At 37.2% G+C, this 19,142-nt stretch carries 17 protein-coding genes; 1 reads left to right on the top strand and 16 read right to left on the bottom strand.

Going from position 1 to position 19,142, the window contains the following annotated elements; genetic code table 11:
• Positions 1-44: 44 nt before the first annotated feature.
• The 14 genes from CD30_RS16640 to CD30_RS16575 form a co-directional block, all read right to left on the bottom strand.
• Positions 45-599 (bottom strand): AAA family ATPase, encoded by a 555-nt coding sequence (locus tag CD30_RS16640; RefSeq protein ID WP_052126289.1) that lies wholly within the window; start codon positions 597-599, stop codon positions 45-47.
• Positions 600-1,415: 816 nt separating this feature from the next.
• The gene (locus tag CD30_RS16635) at positions 1,416-2,180 is read right to left on the bottom strand and encodes a 5-deoxy-glucuronate isomerase (RefSeq protein ID WP_036179421.1); all 765 of its coding nucleotides are present in this window, start codon (positions 2,178-2,180) and stop codon (positions 1,416-1,418) included.
• Entirely contained in the window at positions 2,173-3,030 is an 858-nt protein-coding gene (locus CD30_RS16630; RefSeq protein WP_036179418.1) for a class II fructose-bisphosphate aldolase, read from the bottom strand. The genes CD30_RS16635 and CD30_RS16630 overlap by 8 nt, the downstream gene beginning before the upstream one ends.
• Before the next feature lie 12 nt (positions 3,031-3,042).
• On the bottom strand, positions 3,043-3,939 hold the full coding sequence (gene iolE, locus CD30_RS16625; protein ID WP_036179417.1) for a myo-inosose-2 dehydratase: 897 nt from the start codon (positions 3,937-3,939) through the stop codon (positions 3,043-3,045).
• Between the two features lie 9 nt (positions 3,940-3,948).
• Entirely contained in the window at positions 3,949-5,865 is a 1,917-nt protein-coding gene (gene iolD, locus CD30_RS16620) for a 3D-(3,5/4)-trihydroxycyclohexane-1,2-dione acylhydrolase (decyclizing) (RefSeq protein ID WP_036179415.1), read from the bottom strand.
• A 67-nt stretch (positions 5,866-5,932) separates the two neighbouring features.
• Entirely contained in the window at positions 5,933-7,396 is a 1,464-nt protein-coding gene (locus CD30_RS16615) for a CoA-acylating methylmalonate-semialdehyde dehydrogenase (protein ID WP_036179412.1), read from the bottom strand.
• Positions 7,397-7,406: 10 nt separating this feature from the next.
• Entirely contained in the window at positions 7,407-8,405 is a 999-nt protein-coding gene (gene iolC, locus CD30_RS16610; protein WP_036179409.1) for a 5-dehydro-2-deoxygluconokinase, read from the bottom strand.
• Positions 8,368-9,414 (bottom strand): inositol 2-dehydrogenase, encoded by a 1,047-nt coding sequence (gene iolG, locus CD30_RS16605; protein WP_052126288.1) that lies wholly within the window; start codon positions 9,412-9,414, stop codon positions 8,368-8,370. The genes iolC and iolG overlap by 38 nt, the downstream gene beginning before the upstream one ends.
• 56 nt (positions 9,415-9,470) lie before the next feature.
• Positions 9,471-10,490, bottom strand: coding sequence for a LacI family DNA-binding transcriptional regulator (locus CD30_RS16600; protein ID WP_036179406.1), 1,020 nt, complete (start codon positions 10,488-10,490; stop codon positions 9,471-9,473).
• A 31-nt stretch (positions 10,491-10,521) separates the two neighbouring features.
• Entirely contained in the window at positions 10,522-11,529 is a 1,008-nt protein-coding gene (locus CD30_RS16595) for a sugar ABC transporter substrate-binding protein (RefSeq protein ID WP_036179403.1), read from the bottom strand.
• A gap of 19 nt (positions 11,530-11,548) precedes the next feature.
• Positions 11,549-12,544 (bottom strand): ABC transporter permease, encoded by a 996-nt coding sequence (locus tag CD30_RS16590; protein ID WP_036179400.1) that lies wholly within the window; start codon positions 12,542-12,544, stop codon positions 11,549-11,551.
• A gap of 12 nt (positions 12,545-12,556) precedes the next feature.
• Positions 12,557-14,059 carry a sugar ABC transporter ATP-binding protein gene (locus tag CD30_RS16585; RefSeq protein ID WP_036179397.1) on the bottom strand — a complete coding sequence of 501 codons (1,503 nt, stop codon included), beginning with the start codon at positions 14,057-14,059 and terminating at the stop codon, positions 12,557-12,559.
• Positions 14,056-15,063 carry a Gfo/Idh/MocA family oxidoreductase gene (locus tag CD30_RS16580; protein WP_036179394.1) on the bottom strand — a complete coding sequence of 336 codons (1,008 nt, stop codon included), beginning with the start codon at positions 15,061-15,063 and terminating at the stop codon, positions 14,056-14,058. Before CD30_RS16580 ends, CD30_RS16585 begins: the two co-directional genes overlap by 4 nt.
• Position 15,064: 1 nt before the next feature.
• Positions 15,065-16,039, bottom strand: a complete 975-nt coding sequence (locus CD30_RS16575; protein WP_036179391.1) for a Gfo/Idh/MocA family protein — start codon at positions 16,037-16,039, stop codon at positions 15,065-15,067.
• 346 nt (positions 16,040-16,385) lie between these two features.
• On the opposite strand from CD30_RS16575, the gene CD30_RS16570 reads away from it, so the two are divergent.
• Complete coding sequence (locus CD30_RS16570; RefSeq protein WP_036179388.1) at positions 16,386-16,757, top strand: hypothetical protein; 372 nt, start codon at positions 16,386-16,388, stop codon at positions 16,755-16,757.
• A gap of 199 nt (positions 16,758-16,956) precedes the next feature.
• Here CD30_RS16570 and CD30_RS16565 read toward each other — a convergent pair whose 3' ends face one another.
• Together CD30_RS16565 and CD30_RS16560 are read right to left on the bottom strand one after the other, a co-directional pair.
• The gene (locus tag CD30_RS16565) at positions 16,957-17,787 is read right to left on the bottom strand and encodes a phosphoenolpyruvate hydrolase family protein (RefSeq protein WP_036179385.1); all 831 of its coding nucleotides are present in this window, start codon (positions 17,785-17,787) and stop codon (positions 16,957-16,959) included.
• 34 nt (positions 17,788-17,821) lie between these two features.
• Positions 17,822-19,027, bottom strand: a complete 1,206-nt coding sequence (locus tag CD30_RS16560) for a Tm-1-like ATP-binding domain-containing protein (protein ID WP_036179382.1) — start codon at positions 19,025-19,027, stop codon at positions 17,822-17,824.
• Positions 19,028-19,142: the final 115 nt, after the last annotated feature.

Here is a 19,142-nt window from a genome sequence, read left to right as displayed (position 1 = left end):
GTCTAATTTTTTGTGATTTTCAATTTTTCATAGAAGTTTTGACACTACCGAATGACACTTGAAATTGTTTTTAGTATAGCGTTATTTAAAGATGAACTCCCTCTTGTTTCAGGCAATTCTGCATTCGTTATTATATCAATGTATGTTTTATCAAACGGGATTTTATATTTATTATATAAGGCTAAAAAACCACGCGAATGTGCAAGCATTTCTTTCGCCGGAATAAAGATCGCCTTTATTTTAAAATCAATATGATTATAACTGGCCCCGTCTGCAGCTAACTTCATGCCTTTATTCTTTATAATTTCATAAGAAGCTGAGCTGTTTTTGGAAAAATAAGCTTTAACATACGTAAGATTGTTACGATTTTTTTTATCCCTTACTAATTCCATTGGATTTACAGAAAAATATGGTTGGGATATCTCATATACATCTTCACCTTCGTAGTTAACACTCTCGCAAATCGCATAAAGTGATTTTAATAAATGTGTCTTCCCCGTCCCATTGGTACCGATGATAATATTAACACCATCGACAAACTCCATCTGTGTATTTTCAAAAACAGTAAAATTTTGAATATGAGCTTTTAATATCGTCATAATTTTCCTTTCACATCCTTTCTAAAATGGCAGTTAATGCTACTCATTATTCAATATTAAAAGATTACTACTAAGTTCTCTTCAACAAAATTAAAATCCTTTAATAACGTACAAAGTTTTTATTACTTTAATATTATTATAACTCACATACACAAACATAAGGAACTAATGAGAAACCAGCCATGTCTATATAAATGTGAGTAATGAAGCTATCTAAATTGATTTAAGTTACCCTTTATGGTCCTTATTCAAAATTCGTATGATTTCATCTAGCAAATGGATTTTTAGTACTTTTTTCTATTTATGATAATATTATATAAGTATAGATCGCAATGGATCTAAAGAAACTTTTCCAACTTGTTCCTCCACTTGTAATTTACCAGAATGTAATGTAAGTACTTTAATTAGTATAGAAAGACTCCCCGTAATTGAAGCTAAATGAAAAAAACGTCAAAACCCTTATTAATTAAGGATTTTACGTTTTGTGAAACTAAATACTTTAAAACTAGTACCCAATTACATTTAAAAAGATTGCCGCAATAATTCCGATTCCAATTCCGATAGTAAAATAATACATATACCTCATCCCTCTCGACGTTAGTTCTTACTATTTTTACCTTATGTATTCCGGATTATACAAAAAGTGTAAACTGGATTTTCCATTAATTCCTAAATACACCTTGTAATTGCCGCTACATTCGGAACAATACTTCAAACAATAGATTTGAAAACTTCCTCTTTTAAAGCAAAATAAAAAAACGACCGAAATGATTAATTTCAGCCGTTTTAAATCGAAGTAACTACTTACTTCCAAATCTATAAGTTAGTCAGCAACCATTTATGTTCTTCCTCATATATACGTTCTGTCCAAGGATTATTTTCTAAATGACGTATCATCCAGCAAAAATACATCGAATAGCCTGGTGCCGTTGCTTGTGGATGATCAAGTCCACCTGGTAACGTTATAAAACTATTATTTTCAACACGATATGCATCAGGACCTACCATTGCACATCCAAAGCCTTGCTCCTTATTGAAGCGATAATAATACACTTCGGGTTGATCATGATGATGGGGCGGATAGCTAGACCAGCGACCTGGATGGGAAATTACTTCACCAATGACTAGATTTGAATATGGCGCCGTTTCATAATCAAAAATTGTACGGATTGTGCGAGTAGCAGTATTTTCCCAAACTCCTTTACCTAAATCTTCATTAGGACAATCCTCCGGTGTATACAATTTATTAGAAAAAGTGACATCATTCGTTGTCTTTTGTACTAATATTTCACTTCTATCAATTGCTTCAAGTTTTACTTTTACATTTTTACAAACATGTAAGCAATAAGGTGACTCAGTAAAAATATCTTGTCTCTGAACAATCGCAGATTCAGTTTCCCAGGATAGTTTCACATGAGCAACTAAAGGAAGAATGGCCATCTCCTGTACAGAATCATGTAATGTTATACTTTCCCCTGCTTCAAGTACATGAATTCCAATATCCATCAGCATATTTGTTTCATCGTTTCTTGCTGTTAGCTCATAATATCCTCCAGTTAAATCATCTAATTTTTTATACATGCTGTAATCCCCCCTCCTTTATTTGATGGTGACTGTTAAACATGCGAATATGACGTGAGACATTTTCATAAGCTCCTTGGATTAACTGAGTATGAAGTCCATAGTAATCGTTAAAGGGAGCATTTTGGTTCACGCTTTGTTGAACAGATTGAAATGTTGACGTCGCTACATTGATTTTCCGAACGCCAAGTTGAATACTTTTTTGAAAATCTTCTTTTGAAATGCCAGAACCACCGTGTAAAACAAGTGGTACGTTTACTTTTTTCCGAATTTCGTCTAGCCTATCAAATTGAAGTTTTGGTTCTCCTTTATAAACTCCATGTGCATTCCCATAGGCTACTGCTAATGCATCAACTGCTACTTCTTCTACAAAACGAGCTGCATCTTGGACGGAAGTAGACAACATCTCTATTTCTTCACTACCGTCCTCTGAGCCACCGACCTTCCCTACTTCCGCCTCAAAGGATGCATGATATTGCATTGCAAGACGATGTATTTTTTTGGAGTTTGATATATTCACTTCTAATTTTTCGTGGGAGCCATCGTACATAACAGATGTAAAGCCTAGCTCCAGAGCTTGCAAAATTGTTTCTTCTGTCAATCCGTGATCTAAATGCACAACGATTGGAACACTCGATTGCTTAGCGGCTGCAATCATTGCTGGACCAATCAGATGAAGAGGTGATTGCTTTAAGCGTACTTCAGCAATTTGAAGTATGATTGGCGCCTTTAAATCTTCTGCAGCTCGTACTGCACCTTGAATCATTTCGATACTAGCAACACTAAAGGCACCTATTCCAAATTGGTGCTTTGTCGCATAAGCTAAACTTTCCTTTAAAGTAACGAGCATTTCTTCACCTCCCTATAGACCCGCAATTTCACGAATATATTGACGTGCATTTTTTGCATATTCAAATGGATTTGCTTTTGCTGGATCTTGTTCGGCTTCTACAATAATCCACCCTTCATAGTTTGACTGCGCGATTAGTTGAATAATAGGTTTAAAATCAATATCGCCGTCACCTGGCACAGTAAAAACACCTGCCTTAATTCCTTGAAGAAAGCTAAGCTTTTGTTCCTTCACACTTTTCAAAACAACATTCCGTACATCCTTAAAATGAATATGAGCAATACGATCAATGTAATTTTGTAAAACGCGAAGATAATCTTCACCAGCAAAATATAAATGACCACAATCATATAGAAGAGACATAACATTTGGATTTGTTCTTTTCATTAACTGATTAATTTCTTCTTCTGTTTGGACACCCGTTCCCATATGGTGGTGATAAACTAACGTCATGTTTTTTTCTTTTGCCAACCGTCCTAACCTATCTAACCCTTCTACTAGCAAATTCCACTCTTTCTCTGAAAAGATAGGCTTCCCTTCGAAAATAGAGATGTTTAAGTCTCCCTGAATGCTATGACCCTGTTCAGAAATGACAATATGTTTTGCACCCATCTCATGTAAAAAATCACGATGGGCAATAAAAGCTATTTCCGTTTCCTCATATGGTTTTGTTGTTAAATAAGCACTAAACCAGGCTGCTGCAATGGATAATCCGCGTAATTCTAAAGCATGGTGAAGCGTCTTTGTATCACGTGGAAACTTATTTCCAACCTCACACCCTACATAGCCAGCTAATGCCATTTCACTTATACATTGTTCAAAAGGAATATGACCACCAAGCTCAGGCAAATCATCATTTGTCCAACCTATCGGGGCAATCCCAAGTTTAATAGAATGATTGTGTAACATTGGCCCCTCCTAATATTTTCGAGCTTGTTGTAAATTTCTTTGTTGTTCTTGATAAACCTCTACGATTGCCTCACTTTTTGCTACTTCTGCCACACCTACATGCCACCATGCTTCATAGCCAGCTGTCATTGTTTTTGGTAACACTTTTATATCGATTAATGTACTAATTGAAGACTTTTTAGCTTCTTCGATAGCAGACTCTAATTCTTCTAATGTTGTAACACGGAATGTTTTTAAACCGTAGCCTTCTCCCACTTTCGCATAATCAATCGCTATAACGTCACCAACTGTATCATCTAACTGTTCATCGCGATATCGGAATTCAGTTTTGAAGCTAGGCATTCCATTTTCCATTTGCAAATTATTAATACAACCAAAACCTGCATTATCAAAGAGTACAATATTAATTTTTTTCTTTTCTTGTAAACTAGTAACAAGTTCTGAATGGAGCATGAGGAAGCTTCCATCTCCCACAAGAGCATAAACTTCCTTTTCAGGCTCTGCCAGCTTTACGCCAAGAGCTGCTGCAATTTCGTATCCCATACACGAGTACCCATATTCCATATGATAAGTATAGGGTTCTGTTGTTTGCCATAGACGCTGCAAATCTCCAGGTAAACTTCCTGAGGCTGAAGTAATAATACTTGTAGGATGAAGTAATTCATTTAAACGAACGACAACGGATGTTTGCGTTAACTGTGTGTTTAAGCTTTTCTCATAATCTTTTAATGCCTCATCTAAGTGCCCCGCAATTTCTGGAACAAAATTGTCCGAAACTTTACTATTTGCTAGACGTATACGTTCAGTTAACCATTCCTCTTTTAAAGCTTTAATATGTTCATTTGAAGTTTGAAACTCGTTAAGAGCGTCCGATAATGCTTCAATACCACGTTTTGCATCTGCCACAATAGCCACTGCATCTAACTTATTTGCATGGAATGTGGAAGCATTAATCGTTAAAACCTTTTTATCCGCAAATAAACTTTTGGACCCCGTTGTAAAATCATTAAAGCGTGTTCCAACGCCAATGATGATATCAGCTTCCTTTGCTGCCTTATTTGCACATAAATTACCTGTTACACCAACACCGCCAAGATTTAATAATTCATTAGATGAAATCGCACCTTTACCTGCCTGTGTTTCAGTGATCGGAATATTATATTTTTTCGCAAAATCCAATACACTTTTCTCTGCTCTTGAATACCGGACACCCCCACCAACAACGAGAAGCGGCTTCTTATGCTTTTTTAATGTTTGTACTGCCTGCTCAATTGCTTCTGGGGTTGGCATTCGTCGTTCAATTGTGTGCACACGCTTGTCAAAGAAGCTAATTGGATAATCCCCTGCTTCTCCTTGAACATCCTGTGGAAGTGATATGACTACTGCACCTGTACTTTCAACACAAGTTAATACCCGCATTGCATTTAACATTGCACTCATTAATTGTTCAGGACGATTGATACGGTCCCAATATTTCGAAACAGATTGGAATGCATTATTTGTAGATATTGTAGGATTATAGGTTTGTTCAATTTGCTGTAATACTGGATCTGGTTGTCTCGTTGCAAAGACGTCCCCTGGAAATAGTAGTAATGGGATTTCATTGGCTGTAGCTGTTGCTGCTGCTGTAACCATATTTGCTGAACCAGGACCTACTGAAGCGGTACAGGCGATAATTCTCTTCCGATGATGCTGTTTTGCATATGCCATTGCCGCATGTGCCATCCCTTGCTCGTTTCTTCCTTGGTATACACGTAAATGACCTCGATCTTCCGCTAATGCCTGACCTATGCCTAACACATTCCCATGACCAAAAACGGTAAATATACCATCAACGAATGGGTGCTCCTCTTCGTCAAAGCGTACGTATTGGGCATTTAAAAATTTCACTAACGCTTGGGCGGTAGTTAACCGAATTGTTTCCATGTCGTTACACGCTCCTTTTTAAAAAGGCTATTAAGAATGATTGCTTTTCTAAATAGCCAATTTCCCCTTAATTCTTTTCAACAAAGCGAGCTGTCACCATTTTTTTACGAGTGTAGAACTCAACACCATCTTTCCCATTTGCATGGAGATCTCCATAAAATGAATCTTTATAGCCAGAGAATGGGAAGAACGCCATTGGTGCAGGAACTCCTAAATTGATGCCAAGCATTCCAGCATCGATCGTTTCTCTAAATTGACGGATCGCTGCAGCATTATTTGTATATAAACATGCACCATTTGCTAAATGGCTTGCATTTGCGACTTCAACTGCATGGGATAAATCGTTAACACGTACGATTGATAATACCGGTGCAAAGATTTCATCCTGCCAAATTTTCATTTTCTGTGTCACATGATCAAAAATTGTCGCTCCTAAGAAATAACCATCATTATTTACTTCTTTATCTAATCGTCCATCTCGTACAAGCTTTGCTCCTTGCTCTACACCAGATTCAATATAATGAAGCGTACGTTCCTTTGCTTCCTGACGGATAATTGGTCCTAAAAACACGCCATCATCTAGACCATTACCAATTTTAATCGCATCAGCGTTTTTCTTTAAAAGGGAAACAAACTCATCTGCAATCGATTCTTCTACTGCTACAACAGCTGCTGCCATACAGCGCTCACCTGCTGAACCAAAAGCTGCATTTGTAATTTCTCTTGCTGCAAATTCTAGGTCCGCATCAGCTAATACAATTGAATGATTCTTTGCACCTGATAATGCTTGAACACGTTTTAAGTTTCCAGCAGCTCGTTTGTAAACATATTCAGCTACTGGCTGTGATCCTACGAAGGAAACTGCTTTAACATCTGGATGTGCCGTTAATGTATTTACAACATCATGAGCACCATTCACAATATTTAAGACACCATCTGGAAGACCTGCTTCCTTAAACAATTCTGCTAGTCGTTGTGCTAAAAGAGGTGTACGCTCGGATGGCTTCAATACAAAGGTATTCCCACAAGCAATTGCTAAAGGAAACATCCAGCAAGGAACCATCATCGGAAAGTTGAAAGGTGTAATGCCGCCTACAACCCCAATTGGGTAACGCCACATACCTGACTCTACATCCGTCGCGATATCTGGTAATTGCGAACCCATCATTAATGACGGAGCACCAGCTGCAAATTCTACACATTCAATACCGCGCTGTACTTCTCCATATGCTTCTGAATACGCTTTACCATTTTCAATTGTGATTAAACGTGCTAGTTCATCCCAATTGTCTACAAGTAACTGCTGGTATTTAAATAGGATTCGCGCACGTTTTGGAACAGGCACTTTAGACCATGTTTCAAAGCTTGCTTTTGCGATGGCAATTGCTTTTTCTACATCCTCTTGAGTTGATATTGCAACTTGCGCAATTTCTTCTCCAGTTGCTGGATTGTAAACTGTAATATATTCTCCAGATCCATCAATCCATTCACCATTGACATAGTTACCTATTTTCCGAATTGTTTTATTCATATTTACCTCCTTAAATTTGTTTATATGTTCCCACACTAATTTTCTCTTCTAGCTCATCCAGTGTTGGCATTGCATCTGAGCAACTATGTTTAGAAATAACGATCGCTGCAGAAGCACTTCCGTATTTCATCGCATCTTCAATTGTGCCTCCTTGCATAATTCGATACAAAAATGCAGAGGCGTATGAATCTCCAGCACCAAAGGTTTTTAGTACATCGGCTTCAAAAACACCACTTCGAACACTTTCGCCATTTGGTGTATATGCAATGGAGCCTTTGCTGCCATGCTTAATAATGACTATTTCAGCACGATGGTTGAACCATTTATTCGCAGTTTCTTCGTCAGAGCATTTTTCATTTAAAATGCTTTCCATCATATTAAACTCTTCACGTGTGCCTATAATGATATGGGATTTTTCAGCTGCTAAATTGTAATACACCGCAGTTTCGTACACATTTTTCCATGTGTAAGGTCGGTAATCTAGATCAAACAACACCTTTACATCGTGTAATTGTGCATATTCAAGTGCTAAAAAAACTGCTTCTTTGGAAGGGGAACTCGCTAAAGCAGTTCCTGAAATAAGTAGCACTTTTGCATTTGCGATTATATCTTCCTGTACTTCTAACGGCTCAAGAAGTAAATCAGCTACATTGTCTCGATACATTAAAATACTGCATTCTTCGGGACTTTTAATTTCCGTAAAAGCTAGGCCTGTTACGGCACCGGTCTTATCTATCACAACATTCTTTGTATCAATATTCTCTTTTTCTAAATAGCTCTTAATATATCGACCCATTTGATCATCTGCTACTTTACCAATAAATCCAGTTTTTAATCCAAGACGTGATAGACCAATGATTATATTTGCAGGTGACCCACCGACATATTTTGTAAAGGTCATTGTCTCCTCCATCGGCCGGTTAAACTCATTTGCATTTAAATCAATGCATAACCGCCCAAGTGCAACAACATCAAATATTTTGTCTGCTGAGAATGATATCGTTGTCATGCTCTATCACCTCTCTTGAAATCTGAACTGGCTTCTTCGTTTCAATGGATTTCTTTGCTGCTTCAGCAATTCTTTCAGCTTGTAAGCCATCAAAACCACTACAAGCAATTCCTTCTCCCCCTTTAATCGCGGCGATAAACGCTTCAATTTCTGCAATATAAGCGTCATTATATCTTTCAAGGAAAAAGTGAGGAGGTTTATCTGATGAAACACCTGATTCAAGGTAACGTGTTATGTTCGTTGGACGAGCATTTTCAACTATTAATGCACCATTTTCACCGAATACCTCAAGGCGTTGATCGTAGCCATAGATTGCTTTACGGCTATTTTCGATCGTACCAATTGTGCCGTCTTCAAATGTTAAAAGAACGATTGCAGTATCTACATCTCCTACATGGCCAATCTCCTCGTCTATTAACACAGCGCCCTTTGCATATACCTCTACAACTTCTTTTTGCATCACATAACGTGCCATATCAAAATCATGAATCATCATATCCATAAATAATCCACCAGATGTTTTTACATAATCAATTGATGGAGGATGTGGATCTCTTGAAAGAATACGTAATGTATGTGTTTTTCCAACCATTCCTCCCTCAATTTCACGTCGCACCGTTCTAAAGTTTGGATCGAAGCGGCGATTGAAGCCGACTTGCAGTAATACCCCTTCCTTTTGCACAACGTCAAGTGCTTCTAGCGTTTCTTTTACTGCAAAGCTAATCGGTTTTTCACAGAAAATATGCTTTTTCGCCTGGGCAATTTGTTTAATTAGCTCAGCATGTGTTGTCGTTGGACTGCATATTAAAATGGCATGAATCGTTGGATCGTTAATAATTTTTTGTATATCAGTCGTTATATAGTCAACTGAAAATTCTTTTGCCCAGTCATGTAAATGATCCACTGCTATATCAGCGACTGCCTTTACCTTAATCCCATCAATTATTTTCAAATTTTTTACATGGAGCTGCCCAATTCGACCTGCCCCAATTACACCAACATGTATCATTGCTTATCCTCCAGTTTTCGTCAGTTAACCGCTTTCCTTAATTGGATAGAAAAGCTCTATCTATAAGAGCTATTTTTATGGATGTTACATACAGACTGTCTTTCGATTAATCGAGGTGTAAACACATTCACTTTATATGTCATTTCCTCCGTTTCAATTGCACATAAAAGCTGTTGGAATAACAATTCTGTCATTTCTCGTATTGGTTGCTCAATTGTTGTTAGCGTAGGCTGGCTAAGCTTGGCATACATCGTATTATCGAAACCGATAACAGAATAATCGTTAGGAATTGAATAGCCTAATTCATGTAATGCATTCATTGTTAATACAGCCTGAAAATCAGTTGTTGAAAAAATCGCTGTAACTTTTTCTGCACCTTTTAATACAAGATCTATGAATGGCGATTCTTCCTCAAACAATGGTTCTCTTGAAATAATTTGATCATCTGAAATGACGATTCCCTTTTCTTTATAAAAGGCACGGAACCCTGCTACACGGTCACATTCTGATTGACGTGTTAAATCTCCGATAATTTTAGTAGTTAAATGACCATTTTCATATAAATAGCGTGCAGCAAGATAGCCACCTGCATAATTATCTGTTGTTACACTAATTACGTTCTTCTCTTCAATCGGAACGGATAACTTCGCAATTGGAATATTACGTTTATTAAGTTTCTTTATCACTTGGTCGCTTAATAATTCCGTTCCGATAATGATGGCATCTACTTCCTTTTGTAATAAGAAGCGAATATATTGTTTCTCACGTTCTGGATGATTATAAGTACTTGATAGAATAATAGAATAGTCATGTCGGTTTGCAATTTGTTCTAATAAACGTGTGATTTCACCATAAAATGGGTTCGCAATATTAGGAACAATAATGCCAATCGTTTTTGTTTTCTTTTTAGAAAGGGCACTTGCGATACTACTCGGTTCGTATTCCATTTCTTTAATAACGTTTTTAACATGAAGGCGCGTTTTCTCACTAATATTGCCAGTTTTGTTTATTACCTTTGAGACAGTTGCAATTGATACACCTGCAACTTGGGCAACATCATAAATAGTTGGTCGCAAGTACACCTCTCCTTTCTATAAGTTTATTAATTTAATTTGAAAGCGATTGCAAAAATTCTAATTGCTTTTGTGCATTTTCACTTGTAATAATCTCAACACCGCTATCAATACGTTCTTCAACTGTCTCACCATTTGCTGCTGCTAAAGCACTTTTAACTCCTTCATAGCCCATGTTATACGGATTTTGTGCGATTGTTCCTGTTAAACCGCCATCAATAATCGATTGCACTGCCTCTTCCGTACCATCTGTTCCATAAATGATAATGTCTAGATTCGCCGCTTCAACTGCACGTAAGACACCTATAGCCATATCGTCATTCGCTGAAAATACTGCTTTGATATCATCTTCTGCCTCTAAAATATTCTCCATTACTGACATTGCTTTTGCTTTATCACTATCTGCAGGTTGCTCTGCTGCAATAACCATTCCCGCTTCTTCTAACGCATCTTTTGCTCCCTTAATACGTGCATCTGTAGCAGGATTTCCTAATGCTCCGGCAATTAACACAACCTTATCGCCAGGTTGAAGCTTAGATGCAATTTCCTTTCCAGCTTCTTGACCCGCATCATAGTTTTCTGTTCCAATGAACGTAACCTTCCCTTCAAAGTCAGCATCTGAGTCAATGAGAAGTACTGGTACCCCTTGTGAAGAAGCATCTTCGAGTACCGGAATTACTGTATCAGGCTGTGTCGGTGAAACAACAATCGCATCAGGTTGTTGGCTCAATTGATCTTCTAACATATTTACTTGTTGGATAATTTCAGCTTCCGACGATGGTCCAACGATTGTTACATTAACACCTAGATCCTCGCCTGCTTTTTTCGCTCCTGCCTCTACGTACTTCCAATATGGACTTGATAATGTTTTTAAAACAACAGAGATATTTTTAGTTCCTCCGTCAGCATCTCCATCTCCACTTCCACTTCCGCTTCCACCTGCATTTCCATTAGATGTAGATGTACCTTCCCCACTACCACAAGCAGCTAATAACATTGCTAAAGTTAACCCCAATACTAGTAACCAATTTCTTTTTTTCATACCCATTTCCCCCTAATTTTTAATTTCTTTTTGCTTTCCGTTGCCGTAATACATCAACATAGACGGCAGCGATAATAACAAATCCGACTACAGCCATCTGGAAATCTGATGAAACATTTAATAAATTAAGCCCATTTCGTAGTACCGCTATAATGAGTGCGCCAATTAACGTACCCCATACAGTACCAACCCCACCGAAAAAGCTCGCTCCCCCAATGATTACGGCTGCAATCGCATCTAACTCATAAGACATCCCTGCTAATGGAAAGGCTGAGTTTACACGCCCTACCATGACGAGCCCTGCTAACCCTGCCATTAAACCACTTAATGTATAAACAATGATTAGGACTCGGTCTACATTAATACCAGATAGTCGTGCCGCTTCTTTGTTTCCACCAATCGCATAAATATAGCGACCTGTTTGAGTTCTTGTTAAAAAGACGTGGAAGATAATGTACACTACAATGACTAATAAAAAGCTAATAGGAATTGGTCCGATAAATTCAGAGCCGACATATTGAATTAAGAATGGGAAACCAGCAATAGGTGCTGCTCCAGTAATAATTAACGCAATACCACGGGCAATATTCATTGTTCCAAGTGTCGATATAAAAGGATGTGGTAAACGTAATTTTGTTAAGAGCACACCGTTAAGTAACCCAAAACCAGCTCCAATGACTAGACATGCTAATATCCCTAGTAATGGGTGCAGTGTCATGTTTACTGAAACAATCCCCATAATCATGATTGAAAGAGCAAGTATAGATCCTACCGATAAGTCAATACCAGCTGTTAATATAGGTAATAACATCCCAACAGCTAATAAAGCATTAATGGATGATTGCCGGGCAATATTCATCAAGTTGTTCACAGTAAAAAACTTATCCGTGGCAAATGAAAGCACTAAAACTAATATTAAAAGTGCTAACAATGAACCAAACTTACTCATAATTTTTTTCCATGTGGCTTTCTTTTCTACTTCTGGTTTCACTGGGTTTTCCATTATTTCTGTCATTTTCTTCACCTCCTAGGCTCCTAATGTAGCCGCTTTCATAATGACTTCTTGTGTTGCTTGTTCAATCGGTAAATCTGCTGTTAGCTTCCCTTCCCTCATAACCAATACCCGATCACACATCCCTAGTATTTCAGGTAGATCAGATGAGATCATGATGACAGTTGCCCCCTCGTCAACAAGCCGATTCATCAAACGATATACTTCAACCTTAGCACCAACATCAATTCCTCGAGTAGGCTCATCAAATATAAATACCTTCGCATTTGTACAAAGCCATTTTGCAATAACTACCTTTTGCTGATTCCCGCCACTGAAGTTTCTAGCATTTAACTCGATATTTGCTGGGCGAATTTGTAACTCGTTCATATATTCCTGTGCTTTGTCATGCATAGCTTTTAAGTCCAACAATTTTAACGGACTCCGAAACTTACTCATACTAGGTAAACAAACATTTAATATCATAGATAAATCTAATACGAGACCCTCTGTTTTTCGGTCCTCTGTAATAAACGCGATACCTGCATCAATTGCTTGACGAGGTGAATGTATTTTCTTCACTGCACCATCGATAAAAATTTTGCCACTATATCGTTTATCTGCTCCAAAAATCGCACGTGCAAGTTCTGTTCTTCCAGCTCCAACAAGTCCGGATATACCTACGATTTCACCGTAATGAATATCTAGATTAATAGGTGGTGTTTCCTCCGTTACTTTGAAATCTTTTAAACTAAAGCTCACATCTCCTCGATTGAAGCTTTTCTTTGGAAATTTTTCATTAAGTGAACGACCAACCATTAACTCAATCCAATAATCTGTTTCAGTTGTTGCAACATCAATCGTTGCTATCCCAAATCCATCTCGTAGTACTGTAATGCGGTCTCCCAATCTTCGAATCTCATCTAACCGATGGGAGATAAATATAATCGCGATTCCTTCTTCTCGAAGTTGTTCCACAATTTTATATAGTTCTTCAACCTCTTTACCGCTTAAGCTAGATGTCGGTTCATCCATTATTAAAACCTTGGCATCTAGGGTAAGCGCTTTCGCAATTTCGACTAGTTGTTGCTGACCCATTCCTAATTTTGATAACGGTTCTGTTGCAAGCTTGGGATTTTGACCTAGACGCTCGAGCAATTCTTCTGCCTCACGGATCATTTCTTTTTTATTTAATAAGCTCATCTTGCCCCGATTTTTCTTTTCCCTGCCAAGAAAAATATTTTCATAAACGGTTAGCTCAGGAATTAGATTAAGCTCCTGATAGATTGTAGCTATTCCAATTGCCATTGCTTCAAGTGGGTTTTTAATGGCTATTGGCTTTCCTTCCCAGTACATCTCTCCGTCATCCATTGAATAGGCCCCTGTAATAATTTTTATAAGTGTCGATTTTCCCGCACCGTTTTCTCCAAGAATCACATGGACCTCGCCTTTTTGCACCTCTAAATTGACACCCTTCAATACATGGTTATTTGCAAAGCTTTTCGTAATATTCTTCATTTCTAGTAACGCATCCGTCATACATTCACACTTCCTTCACCGATTGACACTTTCTTCCCTAGTTCAAAGGATTGTTGAGCAAGATGCGCCACTTGTAATGCATGAATACTATCTTCAATACTCACCGGTGATGGTTCATTGTTTTGAACAGCTTGAACGAAAGCATCGAATTCATTTTTATATGCTTCTTCAAAGCGTTCATAAAATATAGGGATGATTTGACTAGAATTCCCTTTAGAATTTAATAGCTGAACGTTATTTTTCTTCGATGATCCAATCCGAATTGTCCCTTCAGAGCCAACGATTTCTGTACGAATATCATAGCCGTATAATGCACAACGGCTTGATTCAACATCGCCACAGCCACCTTTTGCGAATTCTATATAACTAATACCTGTATCAATGTCGCCGATGGTAGCAAGATCCGGATATTTAATGTTTCGTCCAAATGAGGCAACAGAGATAATATCATCATTCATTAAAAATCTAGCTAAATCATAATCGTGGATACTAAAATCAATAAAGATTCCACCACTTCTAGCTAAAAACGAATTTGGTGGTGCGTCCGGATCACGACTTATTGCTTTGAAGTAAAGTGGTTTTCCAATTTGACCTTCTTCGATACACTTTTTTGCCGCAGCATAATCTGGGTCAAAACGACGCATAAATCCTACTTGAACAAATGCATTTTTTTCATTCGCATGTGCTAATATTTTCTTGGATGTTTCTAGTTCAATTGTTAGAGGCTTTTCTACAAATATTGCTTTATTTGCATCAATTGCTTTTGTAATAATTTCGTAGTGGCTACTCGTTGAGGTGACAATGACTACTGCTTCTATTTGTTCATTTTCTAAGATGGCATTAATATTGTCTGTGTAGAATGGTATTTGATATTGTTTAGCGACTTTTTCTGAACGTTCGATTGAACTATCACAAACTGCCACAACTTCTATATTTCTAATATTCAGTAAATTATTCACATGAATTGTCCCTAATCTTCCTAAACCAATTACTGCTGTTTTCATCTCATCCCTCCACTTGCACCCATTCACCTTTTTGTCGTGAACGATATGCGAATTCAATATACTTTGCCATTTCAAGTGATGATTGTAACATTGCATTGGAAGAAGCTTCTTGAGAAATACACTTTTCCATATATTCAATTTGCTTTACATAAGGCTCGTCATAATAATGATGCTGTTCCAAAATATTTTCATTTTGATCTAAAAGAGTCACAATTCCTTTTCCATCAGGAGATAAATCTGGTCTAAAGCTATGTTCTACCTTCAATACTCCTTTAGTTCCATATACCATGTAATAATTTTCAAATGGCATCCGCATGGAGCATGTGAATGAAGCGAGTGTATTGTTCTCATCGTACATAATAATGTGTGATGTTTCATCGACGCTCTTTTCCTGTGGTGATGTCATAAAGATACGCTTTGGTTTATACCCGACTAGTTGCGTTATCGCATGCATACAATAACACCCAACATCATACAAAGCGCCACCTCCCAATTGCTCATTAAGACGAATATCTTTTTCATCCTCAAGCAACCATGAAAAATGTGCTTTGATTTCTTGAATCTCCCCAACCCGTGGTAAAAGTTCTCGCATTTTTTGGTGCTGTGCATGATACTGGTACATAAATGCCTCTAATACAACACGTTCAGTTTGGTTTACAATCGAAGCTATTTCTTGCATTTCTTTTAGTGAAATCGTTGCTGGCTTTTCAACTAAGACATGCTTGCCATGTTTTAAGGCTAATTGAACAAATTGTGCATGCAACGCATTAGGTAGAGGTATATAAACCACATCGATAGTAGGGCTCTGTAATAATTCTTCATATGTTTCATAAACATGCTCAATACCAAAGCGAGCAATCTTATTTGGTGACTTTGATGCAATCGCTTTCAAAAACGCGGTTTCAACTTTATTTACTGCTGGCAAAAACTGTTCGTATGCAATATTAGATGCCCCTAAAATTCCCCAATTTGACATTTAATTACCCCTTTGTAAATTTAGTTAAGCGGTTTCTTAAAACCAATTATACAAAACAAAAAATCTATTTCAAGATTGAAATTTTCTCCAAAATTCGCAAATTCCATTTTTTACTTTCTCATTAAAATAATGATTAGTTACTATTTTTTTAGACGAACTATACAATTTTCGTTTTCCTAATTATTTTCCTTTTCTGGGAAAAAGTTAATTGTTACGTGTGGAATAGTAATATTTTTTAAAAATTTTTTTATAATTAAAGTTAGATATACTGGTAAAATATTCATGTAGTTAATAAAGCTATGAATATCTGGAATATAAAATTTATGTAGAAGAAGGAGTGGAAGAAATGAAGAAAATTTTTTTATTAGGCTTTTTCGTAATCGCTATTTTATCAGCCTGTAATTCATCAGTATTGAGTTTTACCGAAATTAAAAATGTACCTGAAAATGTACAGGAAAATGTTGATTCCAACTTAAGACTTCAATCAATCACTAATGGAGGAAAAGGATATTATATTGTTTTTCATTCAAGTGGCGATGTGGAAACTGATTTAGAAACACAAGGAGATACTCTAATAATCAAGCTTAATGAAACAAATTCACATGATGAGACAATAAAGCAAAATACATATTATTTAACGACAGACCCTCAACACGAAGCAATTGAGGTTCAAGTGAATGGTGAATCGATTCCTTTTGATAATGTTGTAGTTCAATAATTGATTAGGTTGGAGTGTGTAAACTGGCTTAAATAAGCTTAGGTAGGTTGTTTTAATTTAAGTGATTATTGGTTTGATATTCTTCGATCAGTTACTTAACTACATACTTAAATGTTATTAAAAATAAAGTATAGAAATTTAAAAAGCGGATTTACAATAAAACAAAAACACTAGGTAAACTTTACCTAGTGTCCACCACTTATTTCTTAATTGCTTTAAATGCAGCTGATTGTTCTTTAATACCACGTTCCGCTGCGAAACGTTCAATGCTTGAAGCACCAAAGAAGCCATCTAGCTCCGGAATTTTACTAATAACATACTGGGCATCTTCTGGCTCTGAGATTGGACCACCATGACACATCACCATAATATCTGGATTCACTTGACGACCAGCGGCAATAATATCATTGATTTTTTCTACGCAGTCATCTAACGAAAGGGCTGTTTTTGCACCAATTGTTCCTTTTGTTGTAAGCCCCATATGTGCTACTAATACATCCGCGCCTGCTTCTGCCATTGCCTTTGCTTGCTCTGCATCAAATACATATGGGCAAGTCAGCATATCCATGTCATGAGCTTTACGGATCATTTCCACCTCTAAACCGTAGCCCATTCCTGTTTCTTCAAGATTTTGACGGAATACACCATCAATCAACCCTACTGTAGGGAAGTTTTGTACTCCATTAAAACCTTGCTCTTTTAATTGCTTTAAGAAAATGTCCATCACACGAAATGGATCTGTACCACATACTCCCGCTAACACTGGAACATCATTTACGATTGGTAAAATTTCTTGCCCCATGTCTACAACAATGGCATTAGCATCGCCGTAAGAAAGTAATCCTGCCAGTGAACCACGTCCTGCCATACGGTAACGACCAGAGTTATAGATAATAAGTAAATCAGCTCCACCAGCCTCACTACTTTTCGCTGTAATCCCAGTACCAGCACCAACTCCAACAAGAATATTACCTGCTGCTACTTGTTCTTTAAATTTCGCAATATTTTCAGCACGTGTTAATGTGTTCATTTGAATCCTCCTAAATTTCAATATCTAGGCGTAATTAAGCCTTTAATAATTCCATTAATTTATTAGCTGCAGCGATGGCAAATTCATCATCATTAATCGCATTTTCTAATTCGAATACTTCAACTGTATCGCCAACTTTATTTCGCAACGTATTGAATAACACTTCATTAGCATGAGGATCATAGAAAGCCTCACCTTCGATGTCAATGGCAGAAACACCTTTTAATGGAAGCATTAATGATGTGTTTCCTTGTGCCAAATTTAATTTTTCAGCAATTACTGTTCCAATTTCTTGAAGTTCTTCTGCAGTAGTACGCATTAATGTGACAGTCGGATTGTGCTGATAAAGATTTCGTTCTTTAAATTGTGCTGGTACACTATCGATGGGACCAAAGTTCACCATATCTAACGCACCAACAGAAACTACTTGTGGAATACCTACTTTTGCAGCTGCTTCCAGTCGATGGGGACCAGCGCTTAATACTCCACCAACAATTTCATCGCACCATTCCGTTGTCGTTAGATCGAGTACGCCTTTAATATAACCCGCTTCAATTAACGCTTCCATACTTTTACCACCTGCACCTGTTGCATGGAATACAAGTACTTCGTAACCGTGTTTTTCTAAATATTCTTTTGCTGTTTTAATGCAAGGTGTTGTTACTCCAAACATAGTCGCAGCTATTAAAGGCTTCCCTTCTTCTTTAAACTCTTGCGCATTTTTTACCATTCCAACAATTGCATTCACTGCATTGCTAAAGATTTTCATAGAAATTTCATTCAATCCCTCAGCGTCAACTATCGATGGCATCATAATAATATCGCTCGTTCCAACATACGGTGAGATGTCTCCCGATGTCATAGTAGATACCATTACTTTCGGAACACCAATTGGTAATGCTTGCATCGCTGGTGTTGCTAATGATGTCCCACCCGAACCTCCAATTGAAATAATCCCATCAAAACGCCCTTGCGAATATAGTTCAGGAATTACTGTTGCAGTCCCTTTAGACAGTACTAATGTTGCCGTAGCACGGTCTTTTTTTTCAATAATTGAATTGATGTCCACGCCTACTGCAGCGGCTAATTCTGCATTCGTAACATCCGGCGTTATAATTGGATCAAATACACCGGTATGAATACAAAGAGTGTTAACTCCTTGTTTCTCAATTAAATCTTTCACAAATATTAGTTCTTTCCCCTTTGTATCAAATGTCCCCAAAATTGCTACTGTTTTCATCATCGCACCCCCGTTTGATTTTCACCACAAAATGATAGCGCTATCATTTTATAAATAAAAAATAAAATGTATATTTCATTTAATTCATTTTATCTAAAAAACAAGGGTTACAATA

The sequence above is a fragment of the Ureibacillus massiliensis 4400831 = CIP 108448 = CCUG 49529 genome (assembly GCF_000772965.1).
GTDB lineage: Bacteria > Bacillota > Bacilli > Bacillales_A > Planococcaceae > Ureibacillus > Ureibacillus massiliensis.
The sequence above is the reverse complement of the archived record's forward strand: the minus strand, read 5'-3'. Positions and strand labels throughout refer to the sequence as shown.